Below are 25,068 nucleotides of genomic sequence, written 5' to 3'. Positions count from 1 at the left end.
CTACCCTTTAAAATAAAGAGCGCCCTAAATTAGGAGGGCACTCTTCATCAAATCATTAATATTGCATTAGTGTTAAAACATCATATCCTTCTAGCTTGCTGCGGCCTTCGAGGTAAGTTAGTTCCACAAGAAAAGCACATCCTGCTACTACTCCGCCCAGCTGTTCCACAAGGTTTACTGTGGCTTCGATTGTTCCGCCGGTAGCTAACAAGTCATCTACAATTAACACTCGCTGTCCTGGTTTTATGGCGTCTTTATGAATAGTGAGGACATCCTTACCATATTCAAGGCCATAGTCTATTTTAATTGTTTCCCGAGGCAGCTTGCCTTCTTTTCTAACTGGAGCAAATCCGACTTCAAGAGCGTAAGAGACCGGACATCCTACGATAAAGCCGCGTGCTTCAGGTCCAACGACAATTTCGATTTCCTTATCTTTGGCATATTCTACGATCTCATCAACCGCCGATTTAAAAACCTTTCCATTGTCCATCAATGGAGTAATGTCTTTAAATCTTATACCTTCTTTAGGCCAGTCTTCTACGATCGCTATATGTTTTTTATAATCCATTTAATACTTCCTCTCTGACGGTCTTTCTCTGTTGGTTCAACCAGTCTTTTAATTCTTTATATGTGGAGTAATAGAGAGTCTGCTCTATGTTCAGTTGTTCTTTCCTTTGCTTATAAAGGTCCGACTCACCTAAGTCCCTTTGAACCGGATTTGAATGAAGGCTGATTTTCCCGTCTTCCATTTTAACAAAACCCAGTTCAAAAAACACCTGGGAAATAAAATCAATCATCGATCGGTTCCAGCCTTTTTTTCTGGCAAGAAGTTCTTTATCTGAGGTAAGATTGAAATTTTCCCGCTTCACAAGCATACCATAAAACCACTTAAAATGTTCACGTGTAGGGAGCGATTGAAAAAAAGCACCGTCTTCTACCTGATAACAGGCATAAACAAGGGAAGGATTAAGCTTTTGTATCACTTCTGACAGCTGTGAGAGCTGTATAGGTAAATCTAGTAAGATTATCCCATCAATATTGTCTGCACTTAGAGTATTATGGATATCTGCAAAATGATATACATTACACGGAACAGCAGGCAGCTTTTGATCTGTAAAATGGATAGCCGCAGTACGCTCGCTATCTACATGACTTAGCTGCTTATCCAAATGTTTAGAACCTCTATGGTCAAACAGCTGCCAATGAGCCACTTGCAGATCTTTGATCATAATTTGAGGGCTTTTTCGTCCATTCCACTCATTGATATTGAGTTCTCCTACGACTTCCAGTTCACTTGAGGAGCCGATTTTATGGTAGCAATCTCCCATGCCAAATCCTATTCCGTCAAGCTTTCCTTTTTCATTGATAAATTGCATTTTTAAATGGTTCTGCCGGCTGCCGATTAAGCGGATTTCTTTAGGTGTCTCTTTCACATGAAAGAGGGGCTTTGGATTTCCCATACCAAATGGACGAAACTTTGAAATCTCCTTAATCTGTTGAACAGAAACATCTTCAAGTCCAATCGACATTTCTATATTTAAGGTCTGCTGGTAATCTTCTTCAGTTAATTTCTCTTTGGCTAACTTACAAAGCGAGCTTCTAATCTGGGAGATTTTGTCGAGTTCAACGGTCATTCCGGCAGCTTGAGCATGACCGCCAAAATGAATAAACAATTCTCTTATTTCCATACAATTCGAAAATAAGTCAAAAGCTTCGATACTCCTAGCTGATCCTTTTGCCTGCTGTTTTTCTTCATCTATTCCCAGCACGATGGCCGGACGGTCAAAGGTACGTACCAGCTTAGAAGCAACAATTCCAAGCACACCCGGATTCCAGCCTTCCTTTGCCACAACAATAACTTCTCCAAGCTCCTGTTCGTTACTCATGAGCATAGATTCTGCTTCTTTTGCAATGTCAGCCACAATTTTTTGCCGCTCCTGGTTGAGCTCATTTATCATTTCTGCCTGCTGAACAGCCTCTTCTGTATCTTCAGTTAGAAAGAGTTCTACCGCTGGCGAGGCATCCTGAAGCCTGCCGACAGCATTTACGCGGGGACCAATTGTAAACCCTATCGTCTCTTCATCAATTGTTCCGTCAATGCCGCATGTTTCGATTAAAGCAAGCAGACCAATTCTTTTTGTGTTGTTCATCGCCTGAAGACCGAGATATACGAGCGCCCGATTCTCATCTTTTAACGGGACGAGATCTGCTACTGTCCCTAAAGCAGTTAGATCAAGCAAATGCTTAGGAAATTCAGGAAGCAGGGCCTGCGCAAACTTAAAGGCCACTCCTACACCTGCTAATTCTTTAAATGGATAATTCTCTGATGTTTTCGGGTGAATGATCGCATAAGCATCAGGAAGTACCTCCTGCACTTCATGGTGATCAGTAATAATTAAATCAATACCCAGTTCTTTAGCAACCTTTGCCTCATATTCTGCTGCAATCCCATTATCTACCGTAATAATTAGACCGAATCCTGCTTCTGCCGCTTCCTGAAATGCTGTTTCATTAGGTCCATATCCTTCCGTAAAACGATTCGGAATATAAAATTCACAAATCCCGCCTGCTTCCCTCAGTGCCTCAACCATAACGGTGGTAGAACTGACACCATCGGCATCATAATCGCCATAAACTAAAATACTTTCTCCAGTTTCTATAGCTCTATTCACACGCTCAACTGCCTCTTTCATACCGCTCAGTAAGAAAGGATCATGTAAATCGTTAACAGACGGATGCAGAAAACGATCGATTGCATCCGGGTCTTTCAAATGACGTTGTTTCAAAAGCTGTTCGGTTAAATCAGTCATGCCTTTAAAAGAGGAACCCTGCTCCTGTTCCTCTGTATATGTAAAGTTCCATTTCATTTTACTTCGTAACATAAATTCACCCCTGACCCATCTATTATACTAGAGGGGAAAAGGGGTATCAATCAACTTATTCAAAATCATGTGCCCGAGTATTTGTTTCATCTGTATCTATTCCTGTTGTCGGCGCAGATTTTTCTTCATTTTTCAACTGATGATGGAGAGACTTATTCTCCCGCTTCAGACGAAAGTATTTCACGGCACCTACAGAAGCTGTGGTAATCCCTCCTAACAGCACAGAAACTAAAATAATTAAAATTAACGGGGCTTCCCCTGTGCCGAATAAATAATTCACTTCAACTGCGTCTACATTTATAACCGCAAACACTGCAATTATTAAAGCAAAAATAAGTGCAAGAATAATGTAGGACTGTCCTTTCATAATTGACCTCCTTTACTAAATCTTCTTAAATTTATACCCTTTTTAAATCTCTTATAATCGGGAGAGTATACAGAGTAAAAAAGAATCTCTCTTTCTTTCGAAGAAAATACTTAGTAAATCTATACCTTCTCAAAAGTAATTATTTCTGCCTCGCAGAAATTTTTAATCAAAAAGTCTGCAGAAAACTGATTAGTTTTTCTGCAGACTTCGCATTTTGCTTATACCTGTGGTCCTGATGGTTTCTTTTTCTTTACGTACTCAATCGGTTTTTCCTTAATATTCTTTCCTCTCCATACAAGCCAAACTTGAGCGGCAAGAAACAAAGAAGAATAGGTTCCAGCTACTAATCCGACGACGAGAGCCAGGGAAAAGTACGTAATCGAAGATGCTCCGAAGACAGCAAGCATAACCGCTGCAAAGATAACCGTTAGAACAGTGTTCAAACTGCGGGTCATTGTTTGAAGCAGACTGTTATTAACGATTACAGCCAGTTCTTTGAAAGACTTGACTTTCTTACGCATTTTCAAGTTTTCCCTGATCCGGTCAAACGTAACAATCGTATCATTTACAGAGTAACCGACAATAGTCAGGATTGCAGCAATAATTGTAACGTCAAATTCCAGTCTTGTAATACTGAAGAAAGCTATCATGAAAAATGCATCATGTAACAGTGCCAGAATAGCGGCTAAGGCAAAGAATATTTCGAACCTTATCGTTACATAGAGAATAATCCCTATCGATGCATATAGCACAGCAAGGGCGGCATTCTTAGCCAGTTCTTGTCCAACTACCGGTGATACTGTACTGACATTCGGGTTACTTCCGTATTCCGCCGAAACGTAGTCCTGCATGGAGGCAATTTGAGCTTGAGATAAATCCGTTCCAAATCGTACGATTGCTCGATCATTATTATCTCCTGAAAGCACAACCTGCTGTGGAGAAACGCCCACTTCCTCCTCTATAGACTGTTCCAGGTCGTCTGCATCCAATGATTGATCAGACATAATTTCCACTCTGGATCCACTGGTAAAATCAATTCCTAAGTTTAAACCGGACAATCCGAGAGAAACACCGCCAATCGCAGCGAGAAGCAGCGAAATGATAAAGAAGCGTTTTCGAAGCTTCACAATATCGAATTTCCTGTTTAAAAACTTCGGTTCTACTTCTTTGCCTTCCTCCAGGGAATGAATATCCTCTTTCTTAACGCCTAACCAGCCTGGACGTTTATTTAGGAATCGGCTCTTCACCCAAAGACCCATCATAAGCCGTGTACCATAAACAGCGGTGACAAAACTTACGAGAATACTGATGATAAGCATGGTTGCAAAACCTTTAACAGAACTCGTTCCGAAAATGAAAAGAACACCAGCAGCAATTAATGTAGTAATGTTAGCATCTAGAATCGTTGAAAGAGAACGCTGATTACCTGATTTGTATGCAGACATTACTGATTTCCCAGATTTTAATTCTTCTTTAATTCTTTCATAAGTAATAATATTTGCGTCAACAGCCATACCAACCCCTAAAATTAAGGCTGCAATACCTGGAAGTGTAAGAACACCATTTAACAGTTCGAACACTAATAATATGAGATAAATATACGCCGATAGAGTAACTACAGCAATTAGTCCAGGGAATCGATAGAAAATTACCATGAAAATAAAGATTAAGGCTATTCCGAGAGCACCGGCAAAAATAGTTTTATCCATGGCCTGCTCTCCAAATTGGGCTCCTACAGAAGTAGAATAAGTTTCTTCTAGTTCAACCGGAAGAGAACCGGCATTTAAAATATCTGCCAGCTGCTGGGCTGATTCCTGAGTGAAATTCCCTTCAATCTGGACAGTATTGCTTCTAATTCCCTGCTTAACTGATGGCGCAGAGATATAAGCAGGGTCATCGGATAAGTATTCTTCTTCAAAGGAAATCTCTTCATCATAATCCAGCCAGATGACCATTAAGTTTGGCGGATAAGGTGCTCCGCTGATCGGTTCCTTATTAGCAACTTCACTTGTTATGTCATAAAAATCTGAAGCACTCTTTACTTCGAGTGTGACTATTGGTGAATTATTTCGGTCATAGGACTGCCGGGCACTCCCTTCGACAACATCGGAACCGCTCATCAGCTCGTTACCTTCAACATCTCTAAAAGATAGTTCAGCTGTAGTGGAAAGTAGTTCCCGTGCCTGCTGCTGATTGTCTACGCCAGCAAGCTGGACCCGGATCCGATCTCCGCTTTCTATAGAAATGTTTGTCTCACTGATCCCCAGTACATTGACACGTTCATTTAATGATTGCACAGTAGCCTGCAGAACTTGTTCATTAACTTCCTGGTCTTCATCTACTGTCTCCACATCATACAAAATTTCAAAACCGCCCTGGAGATCCAATCCCAGATTAATATTCTTTGTAATTCCTGTCGTTGTAGTTCCAATCATAGCTGCTATTAATATAACTATTAGAAAAAAGGCAACAATCCGCCCTCTCTTAACCATAACTCTTCCCCTTTCACTTCAAAACGATCTCGTATATATGTATAAAACACAGCGAGCCCTATTACTTTGATTACTTTTCCAATTTTACTACTATCTTATGAAGAATCAAGACTTAGCTTTTTTATCTGAATGAGTATTTACTGCATGGATGGACGCCATCAGATCATCGTTTTGATAAGCTTCTACTGTAATGAAACTGATATACTGATTAGTACTTAAGTGAAAAATATCTTGGACGACCTCATGTATACGTTTATTAGGATTATTTTTCCAAACCTTTTTCATCATGCATTTCCATATGGCTTCCTTATCAGTATTACTGTATCCAAGATGTTTAAACTCTTCAGCTTTACTTTCTAAAACCGGCTGTACGGTGTCTTTCCACAGGCTGACTGGCATTTGCTCCTCCATGTCTAGTTCTCCTTTTTATGTATAATAAAATATACGATATTATCAGCACGTTTTTATTGTATATGAATTTCATACCTTTGAGAAGGAACATTCCAAAAACCCGGGTCTCTCCCCACAAAAAAATCCAGCTGCCGCTGGATTTCTCCCTGATTATTCTTCTTCATTATTCCGGTCGATGGCTAATTCACCCTCTGTGTTCAACGTACAAAGCGAAACTTCCGAAAAAGAACGAAATCCTTGTTTCTTTATTTCATTCATTAGCCAGTCTTTATTTTTCTGAATGGATTTAAGCCCGGTATACTGTATTTTCCCATCTGCAATTAATACAACAGCATAGTTAGAGCCGTTGTTATCATCTTTTTCAAAAACCGAAAGCTTGCCGGAAGGTTCAAGAATAGCATAGTCAATGTCATCTATATGCTGATAGCCTTTTTCTCTTAATTGAATTAGCAAATCTGAAAAATTATAACGCTGTTTTCTCATTTCGCGTTCATCGATTTTTCCGTTTTTTATAATAATCGTCGGTTTTCCATCAAACCATTCTCTAAATCTTTTGCTTTTCAGTGAAAAATAAGCCGATCCCCACTGGACAAGCAGCAATACAGCCATAGGTACAATCGCATTCCATATCGAAGAGCCCGGCTTTTCAATTAGAAATACTGCAATTTCTGCAAGCATGATAAAAACGACGAGATCCATCACACTTAACTCCCCGATTTCCCGCTTTCCCATCACTCGGAAAATCAACAGGATCAGTAAGTAGGTTATTAACGTCCGAAATACTAACTCACCAATTACCATAGGTCATCAAACCCTTCATAAACTCTATATCTTAAGATGACCTATATTTATTATTTTATGACATTACTCTCTTAAAAAAATGGAAGCAGATATCTAATAATAATGTAAACTGTACTGATTACTAGAGATAACAAGAGAACTGGTATACCGTACATCGCATATTTAAAAAACGGAATCGGTTCCCTGTAACTGGCAGCCAACCCAGCGACCACTACATTGGAAGAAGCACCAATCAATGTCCCATTTCCACCCAGACATGCCCCGAGGGCCAGTGACCACCAGATAGGATCAACGTTCATCATTCCATAACCTTGCAGCTCCTGCACGACCGGAATCATTGCGGCTACAAATGGGATATTATCAACGATTCCTGAAAGTATGCCGGACGTCCATAACATGATCATGGCTGTTATAGGAAGATCCCCTCCTGAAACCCATATAATTCCTCTCGCAAATTCATCTATGACACCGACTGTTTCCAATCCACCGACGAGCATAAATAACCCGATAAAGAAAAACAATGTCACCCATTCGACTTCATGAAAAATCTTCTCTACTTCAATTTCCTTATCTGTCAGAAACATTAACAGCAGCGCTCCGCAAACGGCAATTGTCGTCAAGTCCATATGGATAAAAGAATGCAGCATAAAACCGGCAATCGTAAGCAGCATTACACTAACAGATCTATAGAGAAGAGAGCTTCTAACAAGATATGCTCCGGCATCCATTTCGAGTATCTTCTGAGCTCTTTCCTCATCACAGATAAGCTGTTTCTTAAAAATAATGATCGTAATCCATAAAGTTGCACATAAAACGATCACCGTCACCAATCCCAAGTGGTTAATAAAGGACAAAAAAGTAAAATGATTAACAGCCTGGCCAATCATAAGATTTGGGGGATCGCCTATCAGTGTAGCAGCTCCTCCGATATTCGAGGCAAATATGGTAGTAAGCAAATATGGAAATGCAGGAAGCTTTAGCTCTTTTACCAGAGATAAAAGAATGGGTACGAATATTAAAACGATAGTTACGTTCGCTAAGAAAGCTGAGCCTATAGCAGTAAATAAACCAGAAACAATTAATAAAGGAATAGGTCTGCCCTTTACAAGCTGGGCAAGCCGGATCGCAGAATAGCTGAAAACCCCTGTTTTTTTCGTTATCGATACGAGAATCATCATCGAAAAAAGAAGGGAGATTGTTTCCCAATCGATAAATTCAAATGCATCTTCCCACTCATACACTTTACACACTAGAAGCAGGACTCCTCCTGTAAGAGCAATGAGCGCGCGGTTCCATTTCTCTACCATCAGGAGAAGGTAGCTGATAATAAAAATAAGAATCGACAAAACTGTTGTCATATATCTGCCCCTTTTTCATCTAATATTCCATTGCTCATAATTCTGCTTCTAACTCATTTATATGCATGCATATAGTAATTAAGACAAGCTAATTAAGGAGGTTGGAAGATGAAAAAGTGGTTGCAAGGGGTCTTTGGCTATGGGATAGGAACGATTTTAATTTTAATGATTTTATTTTCCACTGTTCTTTCCGGACTGCTCAGGTTTACTACTATGAATACGGATTCTCTAAATCAATTAGCCTTATTAGCGGGATTGAGTACTTTGCTGATTGGAGGATTAATGGCGGCTCACAAAGGTGAGAAAAAAGGCTGGCTTACCGGCTTGACGACAGGACTCTCGTTTGTAGTAATGATTGTATTATTCCAGGTTGTCTTTGAGAACCGGTGGGTATCTGTAGCTCAGTTAAGCTATTTTGGAGGATTGCTTTTAGCTGCGGCTCTTGGAGGAATGATCGGCATAAATCTCCCTAAAAGGAAGGTAAAGCATTAAAAAATCCCGAAATGTATTCGGGATTTTTTCCTTTTCATAAAGAAAAACCTGCAGAATATCATTCTGCAGGCCATGCTTTAAGAAAGAGCTGTATGTAACAGTACTTTCTATTTAGTCTTGATTTAGTTTCTCGCGTACAGAAGAGCGATCAAATTTCAGATGAGTTCCATCTGAAACTGTGACAACTAATGTACCTTCATCAATCGCGTGGATTGTTCCGTGAAGGCCTCCAATCGTAACGATTCTATCCCCTTTTTGCAATTCCGTCTGCATTTGCTGTACAGCTTTCTGTTTTTTCTGCTGTGGACGAATAAGCAGGAAATAGAAAATAACAAACATAAGGATTATCGGCAGTAAACCTACTAATGTTTCCATTCATATCCCCCTTTCTAAAAGTTCTTTGCATTTGGTTTATTGAAACCATATTTCTCAAAGAATTCTTCTCTAAAGTCACCGAGTCGATCTTCTCTAATGGCTTCACGCACTTGCCTCATTAATTTTAACAGAAAATAAAGGTTATGATAAGTAGTAAGTCTTAACCCAAACGTTTCATTTGACTTTACCAGATGACGGATATATGCCCTGCTGTAATTACGGCAAGTATGGCAGTTACATTCCTCATCAAGCGGGCGGAAATCCTTCCTGAATTTTGCATTTCGGACTACAAGTCGTCCTTGAGAAGTCATACACGTCCCATTTCTTGCAATTCTTGTAGGCAGGACACAGTCAAACATATCAACTCCACGAATGGAACCATCAATTAGAGAATCCGGTGACCCTACACCCATTAGATAACGCGGTTTCTGTTCCGGAAGCAGAGGTGTGGTAAAATCAAGCACCCGGTTCATAACATCTTTTGGTTCTCCAACCGAAAGACCTCCTATAGCATAACCCGGAAAATCCATCGACGTTAAGTCTGCTGCACTCTGGCGGCGAAGTTCTTCATATTCACCACCTTGAATAATGCCAAATAAACCTTGATCGTGTGGATGATTGTGAGCTTCAAGACATCTTTCTGCCCAGCGGCTTGTTCTTTCTACCGACTTCTTCATATAATCATGCTCTGCAGGGTAAGGCGGGCATTCATCGAAGGCCATCATAATGTCCGCGCCCAAAGAGTTTTGAATATGCATCGCTTTTTCAGGAGAAAGAAATAATTTTTCTCCACTTATATGGTTTCTAAAGTGTACGCCTTCTTCTTCAATTTGACGCAGATCACTTAAACTAAACACTTGAAACCCGCCGGAATCTGTGAGAATAGAACCATTCCAATTCATGAAATTATGCAGGCCTCCTGCTTCTTCCACGACATCCTCTCCAGGACGCAGCCATAGATGGTACGTATTCGAAAGGATAATTTTAGCACCCATTTCTTCAAGTTCTTCGGGACTCATTGTTTTAACTGTCGCCAAAGTCCCTACCGGCATAAACATAGGTGTCTCAAAAGAACCGTGCGGCGTATGCACCCGGCCAAGACGAGCACCTGTCTGCTTACATGTTTTGATTAATTCATAAGTTATGGCCATGTCTACTTTCCTTTCTTCATAAGCCTAGCGAATAAACATCGCATCGCCAAAGCTGAAAAACCGATATTGCTTCTCTACAGCAACTCGATAAGCATCTAATATAAAATCCCTTGTAGCAAAAGCACTCACCAGCATAATAAGCGTTGACTGCGGCAGATGAAAATTCGTAATCAGCCCATCAATCGCTTTTAACTTATGAGGTGGATAAATAAATATATCCGTCCAGCCGCTCGCTGCCTGAAACTTTCCGTAGTCTCTCATCACTGTTTCAAGGGTACGTGTTGTAGTCGTCCCCACAGAAATGATACGTCCGCCATTTTCACGAACACGGGTCAGCTGCGAAGCTGTTTCTTCACTGAGCTGATAAAATTCCGCATGCATTTCATGTTCTTCGATGTTATCAACACTCACCGGACGGAAAGTTCCAAGACCAACATGCAAGGTTAAATAAGCAATTTCTACTCCGGCGCTTTCAATCTCTTTCAGTAACTGTTTGGTAAAGTGAAGGCCCGCTGTCGGGGCAGCTGCAGAACCTTCCTCTTTCGCATAAACCGTCTGATAACGTTCCTTATCGGAAAGCTGTTCTTTAATATATGGCGGCAGAGGCATTTCACCTAGTTTTTCTAGAACTTCAAGAAAAATCCCATCATAGGAAAACCGTACTTTTCGGCCGCCGTGTTCAAGGACCTCTGTACATTCAGCGGTCAGCTGGCCATCACCAAAGGAAATGATTGTCCCTGCTTTTACTTTTTTGGCAGGCTTAATTAGGACTTCCCATTCATCATTAGAACCTTGATGCAGTAAGAGCACTTCCACTTTCCCTCCGGTTTCTGCTTTAGCGCCGTAAAGCCTGGCCGGCAATACTCTCGTATCATTTAAAACGAGACAATCCCCTTTTTTTAAGTATTGAGTTATTTCCTTAAATTCTCTATGATCAATCGTCTGCTCCTTACGATCAAGAACCATTAATTTTGAAGACGACCGGTCCTGCAGCGGGACCTGAGCAATTAATTCTTCAGGTAATTCAAAATCATACTGCTTTATATCCATAAGATGCTAAACTCCCATTCTAATTACCTCATTCTTCCAATGAGGTAAAAGATCAATGTTAAAACAATACTTGCAATAATGGAGGTCATAATTGGGAAATAAACAGTTACCGAGCCCTTTTTAAATGTGAAGTCTCCAGGCAGACGGCCGAATAGGTTCCAAATAAGACCGATAACTATAAATACAACCCCTATTACAATAAAGATTTTACCCATGCCCGTCAAGAGCCAGGCACCTCCCTATTGAAGTGTTCATAAGCTTTAGGTGTCGCCACTCTGCCTCTTGGGGTCCGCTGGATAAAGCCCCGCTGCAGCAAAAAAGGTTCATAGACATCTTCTATTGTCTGTGATTCTTCTCCAACTGTAGCCGCAAGCGTATCAAGCCCTACAGGTCCGCCGCGGAACTGATCAATAATGGCGACAAGAAGTTTATGATCAATATGATCGAGTCCTTCATCATCGACCTGCAGCATTCGTAAAGCCGTTTGAGTAGTAGGAATTGTAATCGTATCTTCACCGCGCACCTGCACGATATCCCTCACCCTCTTTAAAAGACGATTGGCAATTCTCGGAGTGCCTCGTGACCGCCGTGCGACTTCTATTGCTGCTTCATAGTCTATACCAATATGGAAAATATCCGCTGTTCGTTCTACAATCGATCGCAAGGCTGCTGTATCGTAATAATCGAGACGGCAATGGACACCAAACCGGTCTCTTAAAGGTGCAGACAGCAGCCCAGCTCTTGTAGTAGCACCGACTAAAGTAAAAGGCGGGAGGTCCAGCCTTACTGAACGCGCGCTCGGTCCTGAACCAACTACAATATCGAGACAGAAGTCTTCCATCGCAGGATACAATATTTCCTCAACAGAACGAGGAAGGCGGTGAATTTCATCTATAAACAGGACATCTCCAGGCTCAAGAGAAGACAAAATAGCTGCTAAATCACCAGCCCGTTCGATCGCCGGACCAGAGGTCGTCCTGAATTGGACGCCCATTTCGTTAGCAATAATGGAAGCAAGCGTCGTCTTCCCGAGTCCCGGCGGTCCATAAAGAAGTGAATGATCAAGCGGTTCTTCTCTCATCTTGGCAGCCTGTATAAAAATGCTTAAATTCTCTTTTGCTTTATCCTGTCCAATATACTGACTTAATGTTTCCGGACGGAGACTCAGTTCAATTTCCTCTTCAGCACCCTGCTGTTCGCCAGATATCATACGTTCTTCCAAGACAGATCTTCTCCTTTCTTTTTAGGATTTAAGAAGCAGCTGCAAACCCTGACGTACATAATCATCTACGTTGGCTTCTTTTGCTTTCAACAGTTCAGGCTGTACTTTGTTTAATTCTTTGTCTGAATAACCTAACGCTTTTAAAGCTTCCAGAGCTTCCTCTATACGCTGACGTTTCTCTCCTGAAGTCAGATCATCCTGATAGAAAAGGGTTTCTTCATTTTCTTCATCCGGAAGCCAAATCACAAGTTTTCCTTTAAGGTCGAGAATCATTTGACGGGCTGTTTTCTTGCCGACCCCTGGAAAACGAGTCAAATATTTATCATCTTCCTGTTCGATCGCAGATACGAATTCAGGGACACTGACACTACCCAAAATGGCCAGTGCGCCTTTAGGCCCTATTCCTGAAACGTTCAACAGCTTGGCAAAAAGCAGTTTATCTTCCTTTTTTTTAAAACCATACAAAGACTGCTGGTCTTCTCTTATATAGTGATAAGTGTGAACTTTAACTTCTTTATGTAGTTGAAACTGATAAGGGTTGGGACATAGAACTTCATAGCCGATCCCCTGTGTCTCAAGTTCAATGCCTGCCTCCTCGACAGCTGATACTTTTCCTTTAATGTAAGCAATCATTTTTCGCCTATCCCTCAAATTCTTCGTTAATATAGTAATCTTTATTGTAACACACAAGCACATGTTCGCATAAGTGAAAAAACACCTTAAAATGAATTAAGGTGTTTTTCGCTCAAGTAATTTTCAACTCTTTTTTAAAAGTTATTTGTCCTATTCGCTGGTCTTCAACAACCCAGCCATCATACCTCGCCCAAAAATCTTCCATGGCCCATATTGTTTCAGTTTTTTCTTTTGTGTTTACTAAATCATCATTTTCATAAGTATTTAGTATCACTTTAAGCTCCAGCGGTTCTCTCAATACAAAAGCAGGGACCGCTTTTTCTTCTTTAGTTGCTAAAGCTGCCATGCTGTGATCGCTCACTTCTCTGACAGGATCGTTAGTAGTGAATGTGAAAGAACTGATAAATAAGAGCGAGATTACTAACCAACTTTGCATTTTACATCCTCCTAATTAAAAAGCTGTCACTTCTAGTATGTTCAGAAGCAACAGCTTTTATAAGAAAATATTAGGAGAGCTTTTCCAGAACTTCCTCATCTGCATCAAGGTTATGGTAAACCTCTTGGACATCATCATTATCTTCAAGAGTATCTATGAGCCTAATTATTTTTTCTACACCCTCTTCAGCCAATGGTGTATAAGTTTCAGGAATCATAGTGACCTCTTCCACTTGGAATACATAGCCGCTCTTGTTCATATCTGTTTTTACATTTACAAAGTCTTCTGGAGCAGTAAAGATCTCAAACTGATTCTCGCTCGTTTCGAGTTCCTCACCGCCCGCTTCAATTACTTCTAACAGCAGCTCTTCTTCATCAATATCACTATTTTGACGATCGATGACAAGGTAGCCTTTACGGTTAAACATAAAAGAAACACAGCCGTTTTCCCCTAAATTTCCATCATTCTTATTAAAAGCGTGTCGAACTTCTGCCGCTGTCCGATTTTTATTATCGGTCAGCACTTTCACCATAACTGCCACACCGCCAGGACCATAGCCTTCATAAGTGATCTCTTCATAGTTTACGCCGTCTAAATCTCCGGTCGCTTTTTTTATCGCTCGATCTATATTGTCATTCGGCATATTATCTGCTTTTGCTTTATCTACTGCAAGTCGAAGATTGGAGTTCATTTCAGGATCTCCACCACCCTCACGAGCTGCCATAAATATGGCTCTCGCATGTTTCATGAAGATCTTGCCCTTTATAGCATCTTGAGCACCTTTTCTACGCTTTATGTTATTCCATTTTGAATGGCCTGCCATAGGTTTTCTCCTCCCTTGGAGCGAATCATTTTCCTATACCAATATATCACAAAAGCCATTCATTGATAACGGGACTGCGTTTACTTATTTCCACTAAAAAAGTCAGAAACTTTTTGTTTTATCTTTTCAGGAGCCTCGGCTGCTTTCTGTCTGTTGGCCTCTTCTTTCTTCTGATTCCACGCATTTAAGTTTGTGTACACGACAATAGGCAGATCTGTCACCGTTTCTGCTTTTTTGATAATTTTCTCTTCAATGTCCTTATCCCTGCGGTCGGCAGGATTTACTTTAACAGCAATATACGCTTTTTCACCATTCGTAAAAGTTTGGGTTAATGTTACTTCCTTTAACTCATTTACTTTCTCAGTAATTATCATTGCATCCTCGTTATTAAAAGGATTATCATGGGACCTTGTCGTTTCTGAATATTTGTTTTCCTTCATCTCTTCCTGATAAGAACGCTTGAAGTACTGGTCTTCGCCAGTGGGTATTTGCGTTCCTTTCTTCTCACCTTTATCCTCTGTATACTCCATTGGCTGATAAAGCTCTTCCTGAACGTTATTTTCTTTAACATGATCATTTCCAGCACACGCTGTCATCGAAAGAACAGCTACAGCAAAAATTCCATAAATTTTCCACATAAAAACATTCTCCTTTTCCATTACTATGAGGCAAAGAAGAATGTTTTACTCTGTTAATATAAGCCAGTTCTTATTTCGGCGGCCCTGGTGCTATATTGCGCTTATGTTCCGTTCGCTTGTGCATACGCTCAATAATTTCTTTATCTTTTTCCGGGATGCTTTCGCCTTTTAAGTAGCTGTCAATCATAGCGTAGCTTGTTCCCATTTCATTTTCATCCGTTTGCCCTTCCCATAACCCTGCACTAGGCTGTTTATTAATAATCTCATCAGGCACACCGAGATACTCAGCCATCTCCCTGACTTCACCTTTTGTAAGATTGACTAATGGAACAATATCCACTCCGCCATCACCGAATTTTGTAAAATATCCCGTAAACCATTCAGCTGCATTGTCCGTCCCTGTCACAAGATATTGATGATTAGTTGCCACGGTATAAAGAGTACTCATTCTTAAACGCGCTCTTAAATTAGCGTCCGCAATCTGCTTTTGTTGGGGATTTAATGAACCTGATTGCTTTAATTGTTCCACGATGTTCTCAAACATGAGGTTATGTGTGTCCGTCAAATCGATGGTTAAGGAGGAAATGCCACAGGACTGAATGACTTTCTCTGCATGCACCTGGTCGGCAGGGTTACTTTTACATGGCATGATGACTCCTAGTGACTGTTCTGGGCAGGCTCTTCTTATGAGGTGCGCCACGACGGCTGAATCAATACCTCCGCTTATTCCAACCAGCAGACCTTTGACATTAGCCTGCTCTACCTGTTCTCGGAGCCATTTTGTAATTGCTTCAACTTTTTGTTCCACTCGATTGTTCATCCTTTCACACTTAAGATATTCATTATCTTAGCATGAATTCTGTATAACGGACAAATTTCTTACGTCTCTCCCAGGCTGTTTCAAGCTTTTCCAAATGTACCGACAGTTCATTTAAATTATAACGCTCCTTATTATATACATATAGCCATTCCCTAAGCAGATCTGCAGGGATTAACACACCATGAAGCCATATTTTTTGCTTTCCTATGTGACGAAAAGTTACAAAAAAGCGAGTACGGTTATTCTCCAGGTGGGGAAGAAATCGGTGGGCAAGCTGAATCTCATCGTACAATACCGGGCCCCGGTGCAGAAGATCAAAATCAATAAGCACCGCCCTATTGTTTCTGTCGATCATGAAATTATGATGAGCTACATCCCCGTGAAGCCACTGTCTGGACGTCCAGGCCTCTTCCTCAATATGCCCCCAATGATAGTTAGAGAAGCTCTCTAGAAAATAGTTTGTCATTCCTGTCATTTCCTCAAACAGCTTCAACTTTTTTGTATCTTGAAAAATGGGCTTTGTAGCACTAAATTGATCAAGCCTTCTCTGCCATTTTATATAAAGAGGATCTCTAGGTATCGATTCTACTTCCACTCCCGATGAGGAACGATGAAATTGCCTCAGACAGTGATAGGCCTTCATTCTGTCATTTTGGTTGCTAAAATCTGCATGTCTTCCGTGGATCCATTTAAAAAGGCCCCACTCGCACCCTAAGCTGCTGACTGATTTTTCCCCGCTCGGAAAATAAACCGGATTAGCTGCTAAACGGAATCCCTCTCTCCAATGCCTGAAAAATTTCAGCTGCTGTTTTAAAATAGCAGGTCGTCGGTACCCCTTTAACAAATAGGACTCTCCGCCTGCTAAAATTTTATAAATCTTAGGTTTTATTTCAATATACTTAGTAATGCTCAAATCTTTATTGGTATCCAGCCAATTAAAAAGGCGATCCGTGTAAGAATCGCCTTCTTTCGTTTTATACTTCATCATCTTCGTCATCCTGCCAGTCATTATAATCTGGCTGTTCAAAATATTGAGGTGGCTCACCAAAGTAGCCTCTCATCTGACCATCTCCCCCCATCATGGGTTGAGGATACCATCCGGACATTTGAGGAGCCATCATATGGTGGGGGTAATGGTGCCCATATTCCATTCCCTGCATTGGATTTCCTGAGCCGCCACATCCGCAGTCATGTGGGTTAACTCCCATATAATTTCCAGAGACTGAATCGTCTCCTTCAAAGCCCATTGGAGCCGGCTGGTTTGCCATTGGATAATTCATGTGCGGGTGCATCCCCATTGGCATATGATGTGGTGGACACCATGACGCATCCCAATAATGATAGGCTTGCGGCAGGAGCGGCGGACAATATGGCTGATGATGCATCGGCATATACATAGGATGGTTTGCATTCGGCTGATTCATTGGCAAGTTCATCATCGGTTGGTTCATTGACTCATTCATTGGTTGGTTCATTGGTTGGTTCATTGGCTGATTCATTGGCTGATGCATCATTGGCTGGTTCATCGGCTGGTTCATTGGTTGATGCATCATTGGCTGGTTCATTGGTTGATGCATCATTGGCTGGTTCATTGGTTGATGCATCATTGGCTGGTTCATTCCCTGATTAGATGCAGGGCTTTCTTCGTTCTGCTTCGCCTTCATTTTATAATCAGGGATTTTATATTTAGGTTCCGGCTTTTGTTGTTCCTGAGCAGGCATTGTCTGGTTGGGCGCAGGCATTTGCGGAAGATGAAAAGTTGTATAAAAATTATTATTATGATCTTCAATCGGCATTTGGATAGGCATATTCATTTTCATAGGCATCATTGGCTTTTCCATAATTGGTTTAGCCTGAGGCTTCTTTTCATCTTCTTTTATCTTAGGAAGCGGTTTAGGCATTGCCTTAGGCTCTTGCTGTTTAGGTGCTGGTGCCGGCTTTTTCGGAACCACTTTTTTCGGAGCCGGAGCTGCCTTTTTCGGAGCCGTTTTCTTAGGTGCAGGCGCCGGCTTTTTCTGAGGCGTTTTCTTAGGTGCTGGAGCTTCTTGTTTTGGCATTTCTTTTGCTGGTTTTTCTTTTACCTGCATTTCTTTTTTTGGCATTTCTTTCTTAGGCATTTCCTTCGGCATCTCTTTAGGGGCTTCTTTTTTCACTTGTTTTTTGCCTTGAGGTACTTTAATTTTCATTCCAGGCATAATCATATCAGGATTCGATAACTGAGAGTTCACTGCTTTTAATTCTTCGAAATCCACCCCATATTTTTTCGAAATTTTCCAAAGCGTATCACCTTTTTGTACAATGTGAATTCTCACAGTTGCAACTCCTTTCCTGTGATAAATAAAAATTATGAGAGCACAGTCGTTTCCTAACACTCTATGCTCCTGTAAGACAAAGAATGATGAAAATGTCCAATGTTTTATAGAAAGGAGTCAAAGAATATAAAAAAAACTGAGTCTAACTAGACTCAGCTTTGGTGAAAAATAGGAGATGATATATTCATTTGATAACTAGGATAAGTGCCCAGAAGTTTCATTGTACATCCTAAAGCTTCTAATTCTGCTTTTACTCCAGGAAACAAAACATCATCGTATTCCTGCTCTACATCAATTAAGAAGAAGTAGTTTCCAAGCCCTGTTTTTAGAGGTCTTGACTCAATCTTGGATAAGTTCATCTTTCTCCAGGCAAATGCAGCCAATACTTGATGAAGCGCTCCGACATAATCTTTGGGCAGTGTAACCATTACCGTCGTTTTTTGAGAAGGATCCGGCAGGTCTCTAATGCTCAGTTTCTTAGGAGTTTTCTGTACCACAGCAAAACGGGTATGGTTATTGTCATAATCATGAATGTTGGCTGTTTTAATTTTCAGACCGTTTTGTTCTGCAGCCAGGTGGTTCCCGATCGCAGCCACTTGGACACCTTTTTCAATGACAATTTCAGCTGCTCTTCCTGTAGAAGCTGTGTACGCCAGCTCTGCTTTAGGATAGTTCTTGTATAAAAATTGATGACACTGAGCTATCGCGTGACTATGTGAATAAATATGGGTGAACTCTTCTCCGTTATAATCCGGGTGAACGAGCAAGTGCTGCCGGATAGGTACCGTCAATTCGGCGATAATCGACTGATCGACTTGATGCGTCAAATAATCTATCGTTAAATGAACGGACCCTTCAATTGCATTCTCGAGCGGCACTACACCTGTATCAATCTCACCACGCTCTACCGCATCAAGGCAGGCCGGTATACTTTCATAACTGATGAATGATCCTTCGCTAAAGAAGGCATCGACTGCCATTTTGGTGAATGTTCCTTTAGGTCCTAAATATCCTATACGCTGCATAATCAAAACTCCTTGTCTTTTAAGCCCCTGAACTTAAAATCTCTACTCGATCCACAAAGTCCAGTTTATGAAGCTTCTGAAGTAACTGTTCTATTGAATATACCATACCTGTCGTATTTAAGGACAGAGTAACATTTGCTTTCCCCTGTAGAGGAATGGTCTGGTGTATCGTTAAAATATTACATCCGGAATTTGCCACCGCTATGAGCAGATTAGAAAGCGTACCGGTTCGATCCTCTAAATGAAAAAACAATGTGATCATTTGCTCTTTCACCATAGCCTGAAAAGGAAAGACTGCATCCCGATATTTATAGAAGGCACTGCGTGAGAGTCCGACTTCCTGGACAGCTTCAAAAATAGATTCAGCCTTTCCTCTTTCAATCATTTCCTTTGCATCTATCGTTTTTTTCATTGCTTCTGGCAGGATGTCACTACGGACCAAATAAAACTTTTCATTATAATCCGCCATTTCTATGCCACCTCATTAATCCACAAATTCAAATTCATAATCGAGAAGTCTAACAGTATCTCCGTCTTTTGCTCCTCTTTTGCGAAGCTCTTCATCCACACCCATGCTTCTCATCTGGCGGGCAAAGCGATTGATGGACTGGTCACGTGTGAAATCAGTTTTTCTAAATAAGGATTCAATTTTTTCTCCGTACAAGACATAGGCTCCATCATCGGCTCTTGTAACTTTGAATGGAGCTTCTTCTTTTTCATGCTTGTAAACTACGCGCTCATCGACTTCTTCAATCTCTTCGTTCTGGTTCTTCGGTATTTCATCCAATTTATCTGCCACGGCATACAGAAGTTCATCAAGACCTCTTCTTGTTACTGTTGAAACCGGATAGATTTCCGCGTCCCCGCCTATTTTTTCTTTAAAAGCTTTTAGTTTCTCTTCGGCTTCCGGAATATCCATTTTGTTAGCGACAATAATTTGCGGCCGCTGACTCAATCGTACATCATAAGAAGATAACTCGTTGTTAATCGTAACGTAATCATCATATGGATCTCTTCCTTCTAAACCAGCCATATCAATAACGTGAAGGATCAGGCGGGTACGCTCGACGTGACGAAGAAACTGATGCCCTAATCCTACACCTTCATGTGCTCCTTCAATCAATCCGGGAAGGTCTGCCATTACAAAACTTCGATGGTCCTGACTTTCAACAACGCCAAGGTTAGGCGTCAATGTCGTAAAATGATAATCTGCAATCTTCGGAGTGGCAGCAGTTACGGTTGATAAAAATGTGGATTTCCCTACACTCGGGAAACCGACAAGACCTACATCAGCGAGCAGCTTTAATTCAACTTGAACGTCAAAAGCATCGCCAGGCTCTCCATTCTCCGCTATTTCAGGTGCACGGTTTCTTGCGGTAGCAAAACGTGCATTCCCGCGTCCGCCCCGTCCGCCTTTTGCAATAACAGCTCGCTGTTTATGTTCCGTTAAATCGGCAATGACCCTGCCGGTTTCAGCGTCTTTCACTGTTGTCCCAGGAGGAACGCTTATAACTAAAGGCTCAGCATTTTTGCCGTGCTGCTTTTGATTCATCCCATTTTCCCCGCGTTTTGCTTTAAAATGGTGCTGATAGCGAAAGTCCATCAATGTATTAAGACCTTCATCTACTTCAAAGACGATATCGCCACCGTTTCCACCATCACCGCCAGCAGGTCCACCCATCGGAACATACTTTTCACGGCGGTAGGCCACAAGGCCATTCCCACCGTCTCCACCTTTTACAAATACTTTGACCTGATCTACAAACATTCCATTCACCTCTTATTCAATCATCATCTCTATTGAGAGTTCATACCCTGGATCGTGGGCGGTAAGAAACCCTTCGCCCGATAGTGCTTCTTCTACTTCCACTAAGAAGAGACCGTTCCAATTCCAGCTTAACTTAAACTTTGAATCATCAGGCTGGTGAATTTCGAGGGTGCCTTCGTAAAGTTCTTCAGAGTGGCTATGTTCATCCAGGATGTTCATCATTCGTTTCGCATAAGCCAGTAATTTATGGTCATGACGGGATAAATCAACATCTGCATTCACTAGATATTTGAGACGGTATTGCTCATTTTCCCAATTAAAGGAAAGTAACCATAAACTAAATTCGTATGCTGAACTGTTCAGCAATTTTCTTTCTTCTTCTGCCTCTTGTACAATCTGGTTTACCTGATGCTCTAACCGATCCATTTTACCCATAGTAATGTAGCCTTGGATCAGCTGTATTTGATTCATCCAGTCATGACGCTTATGCCTTAATAAATGAATAACCTCTTGGTTTTCCAAATCCCCCACACCCTTTACGAAACCATAATAAGAAAAGTATAGCAAAATTTATGCCAAACTAAAAATTAGGGTTATCTTTTTCTTTGCAATTTATTAAACGATAAGCTTAATCGCATTAAAAAAGAAAGCCGCGCTTATGCCAGGGCACAGCGCGGCTTTCCGTATTCCATCATTCGTTTACGCTTCTTGAGCTACAGGGTACACGCTCACTTTTTTACGGTTACGTCCGTAACGTTCGAATTTAACAACACCATCAACTTTCGCGAATAGTGTGTCATCTCCGCCACGGCCAACGTTTTCACCAGGGTAAACCTTAGTACCGCGTTGACGGTAAAGGATAGATCCACCAGTTACAGCTTGACCATCGGCACGCTTAGCTCCAAGACGTTTGGACTCAGAGTCACGGCCGTTTTTTGTACTACTTACACCTTTTTTAGAGGCAAAAAATTGCAAATCTAGACGTAGCATGTGTTCCACCTCCTTACAAGTTGTTAATTCTTATATAGTCTTCGTAATCATTTTCAATCGTCTGCAGTGAAACTTCCATTCCTTCGAGCAAAAGCTGGGCTTTAGATTGAATATCTTTACTCAGTTTACCCGGGAGGATTACCTTTAAATATCCGCCTTCCCCGCCTTGGGTGATTTCCGGCTCAATATCACAGAGGCTGATAATGGCATTAACTGTACCGAACGATACAGCGGATACGGCAGCACAAACTAAATCATGCCCGTAGGGGCCGCTTTCAGCATGTCCAGATATTTCAAAGCCTGTAAGTTCACCTTTGGATCGAAACAAGGATACTTTAATCATCCGTCACTATGCCTTGATGCTCTCAATGACAAGTTTCGTGTACGGCTGACGGTGACCTTGCTTACGCTTGTAGTTCTTTTTAGGCTTATATTTGAAAACAGTCAGCTTCTTTTGACGACCTTGTTTTTCAACTTTAGCCGTTACAGAAGCTCCGTCAACAAATGGAGCGCCAACTTTAGTGTCATCTCCGCCTACGAAAAGAACTTTATCAAAAGTAACTACTTCGCCAGCTTCAACATTTACTTTTTCTACGTAAATCTCTTGGCCTTCTTGAACTTTAAATTGCTTACCACCAGTTTCAATAATTGCGTACATACCTGCACCTCCTCAATAAACTCAGACTCGCCATTCAGGTACCGGTTAACGGTTTTATAACCTGTTCTGCGCGGTTGTAGCATGAAGTGCTACTGAATAACAAAACAATGTTACCACAGACCCATAACTATTGTCAACACAAGTCATATTTGGTCAAATACCCTTCAAGCTTGGACGGGTTTAATCAGTCCGTTAGAAATTTTACTAGAAAATAACCCACGGTGCAATAAAAAATAAAAAAGAACCTTTAAAAGGTCCCTGTCTTTATAGGTAGGCTGTTCTCTTTACTATAGAAGAGGAACACGGCTGGAGAAATGATTCGCTTTCCAGGGAGCCAGTGAGCTAGCTCGTTACACTTACGGATCTCATACTGGCTCTATCTCCCTGCAGGAGTCTCGCCATTTCCCTTTCTTTCCTTTTTCAGAGAAAGGAAAAAAGATGGTTCCGTTTCCTGTAGAAAGAGAAAAGCGGCTGGGAAATGACTCGCTTTCCGCGGGGGAGCCGGTGAGCTAGCTCGTTGCACTCGCGGATCTCACCATGGCTCTTCTCCCTGCAGGAATCTCGCCAATTCCCAGCAACTTTATCGTTAATGGTATAAACGGAACGCTATAGCTCAGTAACCGCTCTAAAGGAAATAGTCTTCTCTTACTCAATGTTCCGTTACTCAAAAAAACATAAAGGGGCAGGGGAAACGACGAGACTCCTATGGAATAACGGGGTGAGATCCAGGAAGGCTTTAGCCTGAAGAAGCTCACCATTCACCCGTGGAAAACGAGTTGTTTCCCTAGTGTAGAAGAATTTCATACAACTTCATATAGCCTTGCGTATGGCTGTTTTTCTCTTAAAAAAATATGAAAGCATTCCTGTTCATCGAGCATTTTCAGTTCATTCGTTCCTTTTAGCACGTAAATATTATGACGATTAGCACGTGTCATTTTAATGGCATCCATGATCGGCATTTGAGGAGAAACAGAGTAGTATTTTACTTTCATATCACTAACGTCCCTCTCAAGACAGTGAAGGAGGTATCTCATAAAAACATACATCTGACGCCGCCATTCCAGCACGTTTTCAAGAACTAGAAATCCCGCTAGCATAGTCCCTGCCAAAGTCATTCGACCGTTAAGCAAAAGTGTTAGTGTACAAACAGCCAAACTTACCATTGAAAGACATAAGGCTAGTTTCAGACTTTTTTTAAAGCTCATAAAAGAGGTTAAAGCATAAAATAATAGTTTGCTTCCATCAAGCGGCCAAACCGGAAGCATGTTCAATAACAGCAGAAGACCGTTATAATGGTGGGCCGTAGTAATCAAAGGGTGAGGACCAAAAAGTATTATTAACAATTCAAGCAGTAAAAATATCCATATGTGTTGAAATGGACCAGCCAATACCACTTGTACCTGCTCTCTCATTGGTTTAGTTGTATGCTCCTCACTGACAACTGCGCCCCCTAATAACCAGAACTCAATATGGGAAACTCTCCACTTCAAGCGCCGGGCTGCAAAATAATGGCCAAACTCATGCAAAGCGACTATAGAGAACAATATAATAAATTCGTAGATCGTCCCCGTTAAAAAAGCTGATATAGCGAGAAGAAAAAACAACGGGTGAATATGAACAGAAGGAAGAACTTTAAGAACCTTCATCAACTTTAATCACTTCTACGGGATCTATAAACTGCTTGTCTTTTTCAATGGCAAAAAACACTTCTTTACTTTCATTATTAAGGGTACCTATCGTCTGATTTGCGCCAACATGCTCATACAAATGAACATCTATTGAGGATAAATAACCATAAATAGTATTAGTTCCGTCTACATGCTGAATGATCACAGTCTTTTCTGTATCCTTATTATTTCCAGCAAAGATTACGGTGCCCTGCTTTACAGATTTTACCTGGTTCCCTTGTTCTGCACTTACTACAATCCCCTGTCCATGGTTTTCAAACGGCTCAGTTACCGTTCCGCTAACAGGAAGCGCTAAAGGCGTACCCGCTGGGTCTTTTGAATCTACTAATTGAAGCGGGTCCCCAAATTTATCGGTATACCAGGCTGTAACCTTTGCAAAAGGGAATTCTTCCTGCAACTGATCTGATACCCACGTGCGCGGCTGTTCAGCAAATGAAGCATCCGACTTTTCACTAAAAAATACTCCGGTGAGCAGAAGAGCCGCAGCCACTGCCTGAATAGGCCAGACCGGCTTTTTTTTACTCTCAGGCTTGTACTCTTTAAACGGGTGAAAAGTATCATGAACTTCTCTTGTTTCAAAGGACGGGGGGGCTTTTGTTTTAGGAGGAGATGGGAGTCTACTCCTTTTTCGGGCGGCAATATTTCTTCTGACGTGCTCTATATTTCTTTTCAAAAT

The 25,068-nt window shown here is 41.3% G+C and carries 29 protein-coding genes and 1 other annotated feature; of the genes, 1 reads left to right on the top strand and 28 read right to left on the bottom strand.

What is annotated here, in order from left to right; all coding sequences use genetic code 11:
• Positions 1-55 precede the first annotated feature (55 nt).
• The 7 genes from B7E06_RS09400 to B7E06_RS09370 form a co-directional block, all read right to left on the bottom strand.
• Positions 56-568, bottom strand: a complete 513-nt coding sequence (locus B7E06_RS09400) for an adenine phosphoribosyltransferase (RefSeq protein ID WP_082233731.1) — start codon at positions 566-568, stop codon at positions 56-58.
• On the bottom strand, positions 558-2,882 hold the full coding sequence (recJ, locus tag B7E06_RS09395) for a single-stranded-DNA-specific exonuclease RecJ (protein ID WP_082233730.1): 2,325 nt from the start codon (positions 2,880-2,882) through the stop codon (positions 558-560). The genes B7E06_RS09400 and recJ overlap by 11 nt, the downstream gene beginning before the upstream one ends.
• A gap of 55 nt (positions 2,883-2,937) precedes the next feature.
• A complete protein-coding gene (locus B7E06_RS09390; RefSeq protein WP_082233729.1) occupies positions 2,938-3,249 on the bottom strand; it encodes a LapA family protein in 312 nt (103 codons plus the stop codon).
• Between the two features lie 218 nt (positions 3,250-3,467).
• Positions 3,468-5,741, bottom strand: coding sequence for a protein translocase subunit SecDF (gene secDF, locus B7E06_RS09385; RefSeq protein ID WP_082233728.1), 2,274 nt, complete (start codon positions 5,739-5,741; stop codon positions 3,468-3,470).
• Positions 5,742-5,846: 105 nt separating this feature from the next.
• Positions 5,847-6,152: a post-transcriptional regulator gene (locus B7E06_RS09380; RefSeq protein WP_082233727.1), complete on the bottom strand. Its 306-nt coding sequence runs from the start codon at positions 6,150-6,152 to the stop codon at positions 5,847-5,849.
• 150 nt (positions 6,153-6,302) lie between these two features.
• On the bottom strand, positions 6,303-6,953 hold the full coding sequence (locus tag B7E06_RS09375; RefSeq protein WP_082233726.1) for a DUF421 domain-containing protein: 651 nt from the start codon (positions 6,951-6,953) through the stop codon (positions 6,303-6,305).
• Positions 6,954-7,024: 71 nt separating this feature from the next.
• On the bottom strand, positions 7,025-8,311 hold the full coding sequence (locus B7E06_RS09370; RefSeq protein WP_082233725.1) for an ArsB/NhaD family transporter: 1,287 nt from the start codon (positions 8,309-8,311) through the stop codon (positions 7,025-7,027).
• Between the two features lie 108 nt (positions 8,312-8,419).
• Between B7E06_RS09370 and B7E06_RS09365 the strand changes: the two genes are divergently transcribed.
• Complete coding sequence (locus B7E06_RS09365; protein ID WP_082233724.1) at positions 8,420-8,803, top strand: TIGR04086 family membrane protein; 384 nt, start codon at positions 8,420-8,422, stop codon at positions 8,801-8,803.
• Positions 8,804-8,914: 111 nt separating this feature from the next.
• On the opposite strand, the gene yajC is transcribed toward B7E06_RS09365, so the two are convergent.
• The 21 genes from yajC to B7E06_RS09260 form a co-directional block, all read right to left on the bottom strand.
• Positions 8,915-9,178, bottom strand: coding sequence for a preprotein translocase subunit YajC (yajC, locus tag B7E06_RS09360; RefSeq protein WP_082233723.1), 264 nt, complete (start codon positions 9,176-9,178; stop codon positions 8,915-8,917).
• 14 nt (positions 9,179-9,192) lie between these two features.
• On the bottom strand, positions 9,193-10,329 hold the full coding sequence (gene tgt / locus B7E06_RS09355) for a tRNA guanosine(34) transglycosylase Tgt (protein WP_082233722.1): 1,137 nt from the start codon (positions 10,327-10,329) through the stop codon (positions 9,193-9,195).
• A 24-nt stretch (positions 10,330-10,353) separates the two neighbouring features.
• Entirely contained in the window at positions 10,354-11,379 is a 1,026-nt protein-coding gene (queA, locus tag B7E06_RS09350; protein ID WP_082233721.1) for a tRNA preQ1(34) S-adenosylmethionine ribosyltransferase-isomerase QueA, read from the bottom strand.
• Positions 11,380-11,402: 23 nt separating this feature from the next.
• Positions 11,403-11,603, bottom strand: a complete 201-nt coding sequence (locus B7E06_RS09345; RefSeq protein WP_082233720.1) for a DUF2905 domain-containing protein — start codon at positions 11,601-11,603, stop codon at positions 11,403-11,405.
• Positions 11,600-12,601 (bottom strand): Holliday junction branch migration DNA helicase RuvB, encoded by a 1,002-nt coding sequence (gene ruvB, locus B7E06_RS09340; protein ID WP_082233719.1) that lies wholly within the window; start codon positions 12,599-12,601, stop codon positions 11,600-11,602. The genes B7E06_RS09345 and ruvB overlap by 4 nt, the downstream gene beginning before the upstream one ends.
• Positions 12,602-12,622: 21 nt before the next feature.
• Entirely contained in the window at positions 12,623-13,234 is a 612-nt protein-coding gene (gene ruvA, locus B7E06_RS09335; protein ID WP_082233718.1) for a Holliday junction branch migration protein RuvA, read from the bottom strand.
• A gap of 112 nt (positions 13,235-13,346) precedes the next feature.
• A complete protein-coding gene (locus B7E06_RS09330; protein WP_082233717.1) occupies positions 13,347-13,670 on the bottom strand; it encodes a BofC N-terminal domain-containing protein in 324 nt (107 codons plus the stop codon).
• 70 nt (positions 13,671-13,740) lie between these two features.
• Positions 13,741-14,493, bottom strand: a complete 753-nt coding sequence (locus tag B7E06_RS09325; protein ID WP_082233716.1) for a YebC/PmpR family DNA-binding transcriptional regulator — start codon at positions 14,491-14,493, stop codon at positions 13,741-13,743.
• A gap of 80 nt (positions 14,494-14,573) precedes the next feature.
• A complete protein-coding gene (locus B7E06_RS09320) occupies positions 14,574-15,131 on the bottom strand; it encodes a YhcN/YlaJ family sporulation lipoprotein (RefSeq protein WP_179134030.1) in 558 nt (185 codons plus the stop codon).
• 70 nt (positions 15,132-15,201) lie between these two features.
• Positions 15,202-15,939: an NAD(+) synthase gene (gene nadE / locus B7E06_RS09315; RefSeq protein ID WP_082233714.1), complete on the bottom strand. Its 738-nt coding sequence runs from the start codon at positions 15,937-15,939 to the stop codon at positions 15,202-15,204.
• Positions 15,940-15,973: 34 nt separating this feature from the next.
• Positions 15,974-16,939 carry an aminoglycoside phosphotransferase family protein gene (locus B7E06_RS09310; protein WP_245807712.1) on the bottom strand — a complete coding sequence of 322 codons (966 nt, stop codon included), beginning with the start codon at positions 16,937-16,939 and terminating at the stop codon, positions 15,974-15,976.
• Positions 16,926-18,263 carry a SafA/ExsA family spore coat assembly protein gene (safA, locus tag B7E06_RS22335; RefSeq protein ID WP_082235968.1) on the bottom strand — a complete coding sequence of 446 codons (1,338 nt, stop codon included), beginning with the start codon at positions 18,261-18,263 and terminating at the stop codon, positions 16,926-16,928. Before safA ends, B7E06_RS09310 begins: the two co-directional genes overlap by 14 nt.
• A gap of 152 nt (positions 18,264-18,415) precedes the next feature.
• Positions 18,416-19,288 (bottom strand): prephenate dehydratase, encoded by an 873-nt coding sequence (gene pheA, locus B7E06_RS09300; protein ID WP_082233713.1) that lies wholly within the window; start codon positions 19,286-19,288, stop codon positions 18,416-18,418.
• 19 nt (positions 19,289-19,307) lie between these two features.
• Positions 19,308-19,757 carry an ACT domain-containing protein gene (locus tag B7E06_RS09295; RefSeq protein ID WP_082233712.1) on the bottom strand — a complete coding sequence of 150 codons (450 nt, stop codon included), beginning with the start codon at positions 19,755-19,757 and terminating at the stop codon, positions 19,308-19,310.
• 15 nt (positions 19,758-19,772) lie between these two features.
• Entirely contained in the window at positions 19,773-21,056 is a 1,284-nt protein-coding gene (gene obgE / locus B7E06_RS09290) for a GTPase ObgE (RefSeq protein ID WP_082233711.1), read from the bottom strand.
• A 12-nt stretch (positions 21,057-21,068) separates the two neighbouring features.
• Complete coding sequence (locus B7E06_RS09285) at positions 21,069-21,587, bottom strand: Spo0B domain-containing protein (protein ID WP_245807711.1); 519 nt, start codon at positions 21,585-21,587, stop codon at positions 21,069-21,071.
• A gap of 168 nt (positions 21,588-21,755) precedes the next feature.
• A complete protein-coding gene (gene rpmA / locus B7E06_RS09280) occupies positions 21,756-22,046 on the bottom strand; it encodes a 50S ribosomal protein L27 (RefSeq protein ID WP_082233709.1) in 291 nt (96 codons plus the stop codon).
• Positions 22,047-22,059: 13 nt separating this feature from the next.
• On the bottom strand, positions 22,060-22,389 hold the full coding sequence (locus tag B7E06_RS09275) for a ribosomal-processing cysteine protease Prp (protein ID WP_082233708.1): 330 nt from the start codon (positions 22,387-22,389) through the stop codon (positions 22,060-22,062).
• A gap of 6 nt (positions 22,390-22,395) precedes the next feature.
• The gene (gene rplU, locus B7E06_RS09270) at positions 22,396-22,704 is read right to left on the bottom strand and encodes a 50S ribosomal protein L21 (protein WP_082233707.1); all 309 of its coding nucleotides are present in this window, start codon (positions 22,702-22,704) and stop codon (positions 22,396-22,398) included.
• A gap of 13 nt (positions 22,705-22,717) precedes the next feature.
• Positions 22,718-22,790 (bottom strand) — a sequence feature (ribosomal protein L21 leader region).
• 714 nt (positions 22,791-23,504) lie between these two features.
• Positions 23,505-24,350: a site-2 protease family protein gene (locus B7E06_RS09265; RefSeq protein ID WP_082233706.1), complete on the bottom strand. Its 846-nt coding sequence runs from the start codon at positions 24,348-24,350 to the stop codon at positions 23,505-23,507.
• Positions 24,337-25,065, bottom strand: a complete 729-nt coding sequence (locus B7E06_RS09260) for a M23 family metallopeptidase (protein WP_082233705.1) — start codon at positions 25,063-25,065, stop codon at positions 24,337-24,339. Before B7E06_RS09260 ends, B7E06_RS09265 begins: the two co-directional genes overlap by 14 nt.
• Between the last annotated feature and the right edge of the window lie 3 nt (positions 25,066-25,068).

Origin of the sequence: Halobacillus massiliensis, assembly GCF_900166625.1 — a bacterium.
Classification (GTDB): Bacteria; Bacillota; Bacilli; order Bacillales; family Halobacillaceae; genus Halobacillus_A; species Halobacillus_A massiliensis.
The sequence above is the reverse complement of the archived record's forward strand: the minus strand, read 5'-3'. Positions and strand labels throughout refer to the sequence as shown.

What these genes read in the sequence shown, in the direction of transcription:
- B7E06_RS09400 (WP_082233731.1), bottom strand. Translation starts at nt 568, where the DNA reads ATGGATTATAAAAAACATATAGCGATCGTAGAAGACTGGCCTAAAGAA.
- recJ (WP_082233730.1), bottom strand. Translation starts at nt 2,882, where the DNA reads ATGTTACGAAGTAAAATGAAATGGAACTTTACATATACAGAGGAACAG.
- B7E06_RS09390 (WP_082233729.1), bottom strand. Translation starts at nt 3,249, where the DNA reads ATGAAAGGACAGTCCTACATTATTCTTGCACTTATTTTTGCTTTAATA.
- secDF (WP_082233728.1), bottom strand. Translation starts at nt 5,741, where the DNA reads ATGGTTAAGAGAGGGCGGATTGTTGCCTTTTTTCTAATAGTTATATTA.
- B7E06_RS09380 (WP_082233727.1), bottom strand. Translation starts at nt 6,152, where the DNA reads ATGGAGGAGCAAATGCCAGTCAGCCTGTGGAAAGACACCGTACAGCCG.
- B7E06_RS09375 (WP_082233726.1), bottom strand. Translation starts at nt 6,953, where the DNA reads ATGGTAATTGGTGAGTTAGTATTTCGGACGTTAATAACCTACTTACTG.
- B7E06_RS09370 (WP_082233725.1), bottom strand. Translation starts at nt 8,311, where the DNA reads ATGACAACAGTTTTGTCGATTCTTATTTTTATTATCAGCTACCTTCTC.
- B7E06_RS09365 (WP_082233724.1), top strand. Translation starts at nt 8,420, where the DNA reads ATGAAAAAGTGGTTGCAAGGGGTCTTTGGCTATGGGATAGGAACGATT.
- yajC (WP_082233723.1), bottom strand. Translation starts at nt 9,178, where the DNA reads ATGGAAACATTAGTAGGTTTACTGCCGATAATCCTTATGTTTGTTATT.
- tgt (WP_082233722.1), bottom strand. Translation starts at nt 10,329, where the DNA reads ATGGCCATAACTTATGAATTAATCAAAACATGTAAGCAGACAGGTGCT.
- queA (WP_082233721.1), bottom strand. Translation starts at nt 11,379, where the DNA reads ATGGATATAAAGCAGTATGATTTTGAATTACCTGAAGAATTAATTGCT.
- ruvA (WP_082233718.1), bottom strand. Translation starts at nt 13,234, where the DNA reads ATGATTGCTTACATTAAAGGAAAAGTATCAGCTGTCGAGGAGGCAGGC.
- B7E06_RS09330 (WP_082233717.1), bottom strand. Translation starts at nt 13,670, where the DNA reads ATGCAAAGTTGGTTAGTAATCTCGCTCTTATTTATCAGTTCTTTCACA.
- B7E06_RS09325 (WP_082233716.1), bottom strand. Translation starts at nt 14,493, where the DNA reads ATGGCAGGCCATTCAAAATGGAATAACATAAAGCGTAGAAAAGGTGCT.
- B7E06_RS09320 (WP_179134030.1), bottom strand. Translation starts at nt 15,131, where the DNA reads ATGTGGAAAATTTATGGAATTTTTGCTGTAGCTGTTCTTTCGATGACA.
- B7E06_RS09310 (WP_245807712.1), bottom strand. Translation starts at nt 16,939, where the DNA reads ATGATGAAGTATAAAACGAAAGAAGGCGATTCTTACACGGATCGCCTT.
- pheA (WP_082233713.1), bottom strand. Translation starts at nt 19,288, where the DNA reads ATGCAGCGTATAGGATATTTAGGACCTAAAGGAACATTCACCAAAATG.
- B7E06_RS09295 (WP_082233712.1), bottom strand. Translation starts at nt 19,757, where the DNA reads ATGGCGGATTATAATGAAAAGTTTTATTTGGTCCGTAGTGACATCCTG.
- obgE (WP_082233711.1), bottom strand. Translation starts at nt 21,056, where the DNA reads ATGTTTGTAGATCAGGTCAAAGTATTTGTAAAAGGTGGAGACGGTGGG.
- rpmA (WP_082233709.1), bottom strand. Translation starts at nt 22,046, where the DNA reads ATGCTACGTCTAGATTTGCAATTTTTTGCCTCTAAAAAAGGTGTAAGT.
- B7E06_RS09275 (WP_082233708.1), bottom strand. Translation starts at nt 22,389, where the DNA reads ATGATTAAAGTATCCTTGTTTCGATCCAAAGGTGAACTTACAGGCTTT.
- rplU (WP_082233707.1), bottom strand. Translation starts at nt 22,704, where the DNA reads ATGTACGCAATTATTGAAACTGGTGGTAAGCAATTTAAAGTTCAAGAA.
- B7E06_RS09265 (WP_082233706.1), bottom strand. Translation starts at nt 24,350, where the DNA reads ATGAAGGTTCTTAAAGTTCTTCCTTCTGTTCATATTCACCCGTTGTTT.